Origin of the sequence: Moraxella sp. (assembly GCF_024227015.1) — a bacterium.
GTDB lineage: Bacteria > Pseudomonadota > Gammaproteobacteria > Pseudomonadales > Moraxellaceae > Moraxella.
The window spans coordinates 1-4652 of sequence record NZ_JAAELD010000110.1; the positions used below are offsets into that span (position 1 = coordinate 1).

Genomic DNA, 4652 nt, shown 5'->3' on the forward strand with positions numbered 1-4652 from the left:
CGCCGTCCACCCCACCAAGAACAAGAGCGAGTATGGAACCATGAGCGACATGAGTGTGCCGACCCCTGTGTCTTTTTTGTAGCGAATCGCCACCGCCATGATAAGCCCAAAGTAACTCATCATCGGAGTGATGATGTTGGTACTGCTATCGCCAATACGATACGCCGCCTGAATCATCTCTGGGGCATAACCTGTCAGCATGAGCATGGGCACAAAAATCGGTGCGGTAATCGCCCACTGAGCCGATGCTGAGCCGAGCATAAGATTGACAAAGGCACAAATTAAAATAAAGCCCACCAACAACAAAGGTCCTGTCAGTCCGATGTCATTTAGGAAATTCGCTCCCGATACTGCCATGACCGAACCGATGTTTGACCAATTAAAAAAGGCGGTAAACTGAGCAGCAAAGAACACCAGCACGATGTACATACTGAGCGAACTCATGGCAGCACTCATAGCATCCACCACGTCATCATTGCTCTTGATGGTGCCTGTAATCTTACCATACACAATCCCTGGAATGGCAAAGAACACAAAGATAAACACCACAATCCCATGCAAAAATGGCGAGCCTGCCACAAGCCCTGTCTCAGGATGTCTCAAAATCCCGTCCGCAGGCACAACAGTCCACGCCAGTAGCAAACAAAAAATCAGCATGGACACGCCCGACCAAACCAGTCCTTTCTTTTCTAGGGCGGTCAGTCGCTCCACCTTGCTGTCAAGCACGCTTGGGTCATCGGCATCATCGGGGTTGTATTTACCCAAAGATGGCTCCACGATTTTTTCGGTGACCAAGTAGCCAATGCCACTTACCAAAAACGTACTTGCCGCCATAAAATACCAGTTGGCTTCTGCACCGACCGTATAATCAGGATCAATGATGCGTGCCGCCTCTTGGCTAATCCCCGACAGTAATGGGTCAACCGTACCAAGCAATAAGTTAGCACTGTACCCACCCGACACGCCTGCAAAGGCAGCGGCCAGTCCTGCCAATGGGTGCCTACCCAACGAATGAAAAATCATCGCCGCCAATGGAATTAGCACCACATAGCCAAGCTCGGCAGCAGTGTTTGACATGATACCTGCAAAGACCACCACAAAAGTAACCATCTTTGGCCGGGCATTCATAACAAGCCCCCGAAGAGCTGCCGAAATCATGCCCGACCGCTCAGCAATACCCACCCCGAGCAGAGCGACAAGCACCGTCCCCAGTGGCACAAAGCCTGTGAAGTTAGACACGAGATTCTCCACAATCTTGGCAAGCCCATCACCATTAAGCAGGTTGACAACATAAATCATGCCGTCTTCACTGCGACCCTTTGCCCCCTCTGGACGTGGGTCAACTACTGATACGCCCATCATTGACATGATTGCCGATAGTACGAGCAAAATAACTGACATCCATACAAATAAAATGGCAGGGTGCGGCAACAGATTGCCAAGCCACTCTACACCCTTTAAAAATCGCCCCATACGGGTAGAGTTTTGTTGTTGCATACTTACTCCTTCACAACAAAATAGATAAATATAATCCAATATTTATCATAGAGTTAATCGTTAAATAATAAACACTCACATTTAAACCCTGTCATTAAAACACAATCGTGTAAGAAAAACAAACTTTTTATCACATTACTCATAAATAACGGTTATTACTTTTAGCATGGCAATAAAAAAGACAGCCCAAGCTGTCTTTTTTATCGGATAGATGATTAATCCAATTCCTCAAGCCACGCCATCTGAATGGCTTCTAGTATGGCTTCATTTGATTTATTCGGATCATCATCAAAGCCATCAAGCTCGCACACATAGCGATGCAAGTCAGTAAAGCGAATGTATTGCACATCTTCGTCTGGGTATTTTTCAGACAACTCAATGGCGATGTCTAGGGTGTCGTGCCAAGTTAATTTCATAATCACTCTCTTTATTTGGTCGAAGTTTGGCAAATTTTATCAAAGTTAGCCAAAAAATGATATAATAAGCGCATTTTTAACAGCTAAAAACCATCATGACCGTACAAACACACAACCCCCAAAATCAACAATCTCAGCCCAAAAAAGGTAAGCAAATCTCCAAAGCTGACCCCACCAATCCGCACCTAACGCCGATTGACCGTGAGATTTTGACCCCACCAAAGGGACACAAAAAAGTGCTATTACACTCATGCTGTGCCCCTTGCTCAGGCGAGGTCATGGAGGCGATGCTTGCCAGTGGGATTGAATTTACCATTTATTTTTATAACCCCAATATTCACCCCAAAAAAGAATACGAGATTCGCAAAAACGAGAACATCGCTTTTGCCGAAAAGCACGGCATTCCTTTTATTGATGCCGATTATGATATGGATAACTGGTTTGAACGTGCCAAAGGCATGGAACAAGACCCCGAGCGAGGTCGCCGTTGCACCATGTGTTTTGATATGCGATTTGAACGCACCGCCCTATACGCCCATGAGCATGGCTTTCCTGTGATGACAAGCTCGCTGGGGATTAGTCGCTGGAAAAACATGGCTCAAATCAACGACTGCGGACATCGTGCCGTTGCCCCGTATGACGGTTTGGATTATTGGGATTTTAACTGGCGTAAAGGCGGTGGCAGTAGCCGTATGATTGAGATTAGCAAGCGTGAGCATTTTTATCAGCAAGAATACTGTGGCTGTGCTTATTCGCTCCGTGATACCAATAATTTTCGCCGTAGCCAAGGGCGTGAACCCATTAAAATCGGGGTGAAATATTATGGCGATGAGGATGAGTAAATAAGCCGTCAAGACCAAAAGACCGTTTGATGACGGTCTTTTGTCAAATCAGCATTTCAAATTAATTTCACCAATCATAATAATAAATACATTAAGTTTTATTAATTTAAAAAATCAAATAAAAACATTAAATTATTATAATTTACCAAATCATCAATCCTGCTTATAATAGGTCTATAGATTAACAAAGCATATAACAAAACCAAGTTGGCAATGAGTGTCATTTGTGTTATTTACACATACTAACCAAAAACTAACTGTGGATTTGTTATACTCAACTTGTTTAATTCTTAATCATTTAAAGATCATAACTAACCCACACAAGGATTTATCATGACTGATACCCCAAAATGCCCCTACTCAGGCACACCCCTTACCATGAGCAACGGAGCTCCTGTTGTTGATAACCAAAACTCATTGACCGCAGGTGCCAGAGGTCCCTTACTTGCCCAAGATTTGTGGCTAAACGAAAAACTTGCCGACTTTGCCCGTGAAGTCATTCCAGAACGCCGTATGCACGCCAAAGGTTCAGGGGGCGTTTGGGACGTTCACCGTAACGCACGACATCACCAAATATACCCGTGCCAAAATTTTTAGCGAAATCGGCAAAAAAACCGAAATGTTCGCCCGTTTTACCACCGTAGCAGGCGAGCGTGGTGCGGCGGACGCCGAGCGTGATATTCGTGGTTTTGCCCTAAAATTCTACACCGAAGAAGGCAACTGGGACATGGTCGGCAACAACACGCCTGTATTCTTTTTAAGAGACCCAAGAAAATTCCCCGACCTAAACAAAGCGGTCAAAAGAGACCCTAAGACCAACATGCGTAGTGCGACCAACAACTGGGATTTTTGGACGCTACTGCCCGAAGCCTTCCACCAAGTTACCATTGTCATGTCCGACCGTGGCATTCCTAAGTCTTACCGCCATATGCACGGCTTTGGCTCGCATACATACAGCTTTATCAATGCTGATAATGAGCGTTTTTGGGTCAAATTCCATTTTCGCACTCAGCAAGGTATCCAAAACCTAACCGATAGCGAGGCCGAAGCGGTCATCGCCAAAGACCGTGAGAGCAATCAGCGTGATTTGTTTGATGCCATTGAGCGTGGCGATTTCCCAAAATGGAAAATGTACGTACAAATCATGCCAGAAGCGGACGCCGAAAAAGTGCCTTATCACCCATTTGACCTAACCAAAGTGTGGCCAAAAGGCGACTATCCACTCATCGAAGTGGGCGAATTTGAGCTAAATCGCAATCCAGAAAACTTCTTTTTGGACGTGGAGCAATCCGCCTTTGCCCCAAGCAATCTTGTACCAGGGATTAGCGTATCGCCCGACCGTATGCTCCAAGCTCGCCTGTTTAACTATGCCGATGCACAGCGTTATCGCTTGGGCGTAAACCGCAACCAAATCCCTGTCAATGCCCCACGTTGCCCTGTGTACTCAAACCACAGAGACGGTCAAGGGCGAGTGGGCGACAACTATGGCGGACGTCCGCATTATGAGCCAAACAGCTTTGGACAATGGCAAGAACAGCCCCAGTACGCCGAGCCACCCCTAAAAATCAGTGGCGATGCCAAGCAGTGGGATTTTCGTGAAGACGACAGCGATTATTTTAGCCAGCCACGAGCCTTGTTCAATCTCATGAGCGATGAGCAAAAGCAAGCCCTGTTTGACAATACCGCAGGGGCAATGGGCGATGCGTTGGAATTCATCAAATACCGCCATATCCGCAACTGCCACGCCTGCCACGCTGATTATGGCATGGGTGTTGCCAAGGCGTTAGGCATGACGGTAGAAGATGCCATCAAAGCATATGACACCGACCCTGCCAAGCATTTGGCGAGCTGTCTGCCACCAAAGGCGTAAGCGGTTTTGGTTGATTTTTAAGATAAA

3 protein-coding genes and 1 pseudogene are annotated in these 4652 nt (G+C 46.3%); 2 read left to right on the forward strand and 2 right to left on the reverse strand.

The genetic code is table 11. From position 1 onward, the window contains the following. A partial coding sequence (locus tag GY683_RS02365; RefSeq protein ID WP_297287218.1) for an AbgT family transporter occupies nt 1-1497 on the reverse strand: 1497 nt, incomplete at its 3' end. Nucleotides 1498-1712: 215 nt separating this feature from the next. Beyond that, nucleotides 1713-1913, reverse strand: coding sequence for a Fe-S cluster assembly protein IscX (iscX, locus tag GY683_RS02370; RefSeq protein WP_297287219.1), 201 nt, complete (start codon nt 1911-1913; stop codon nt 1713-1715). Between the two features lie 95 nt (nt 1914-2008). Between iscX and GY683_RS02375 the strand changes: the two genes are divergently transcribed. Both GY683_RS02375 and GY683_RS02380 read left to right on the forward strand, forming a co-directional pair. Continuing rightward, a complete protein-coding gene (locus GY683_RS02375) occupies nt 2009-2755 on the forward strand; it encodes an epoxyqueuosine reductase QueH (RefSeq protein WP_297287220.1) in 747 nt (248 codons plus the stop codon). 333 nt (nt 2756-3088) lie between these two features. Beyond that, nucleotides 3089-4625 (forward strand): annotated as a pseudogene (locus GY683_RS02380) (catalase). The last annotated feature ends 27 nt before the right edge of the window (nt 4626-4652 follow it).

Excerpts from the sequence above, each read along its gene's own strand:
- iscX (WP_297287219.1), bottom strand. The coding sequence starts at position 1,913 with ATGAAATTAACTTGGCACGACACCCTAGACATCGCCATTGAGTTGTCT.
- GY683_RS02375 (WP_297287220.1), top strand. The coding sequence starts at position 2,009 with ATGACCGTACAAACACACAACCCCCAAAATCAACAATCTCAGCCCAAA.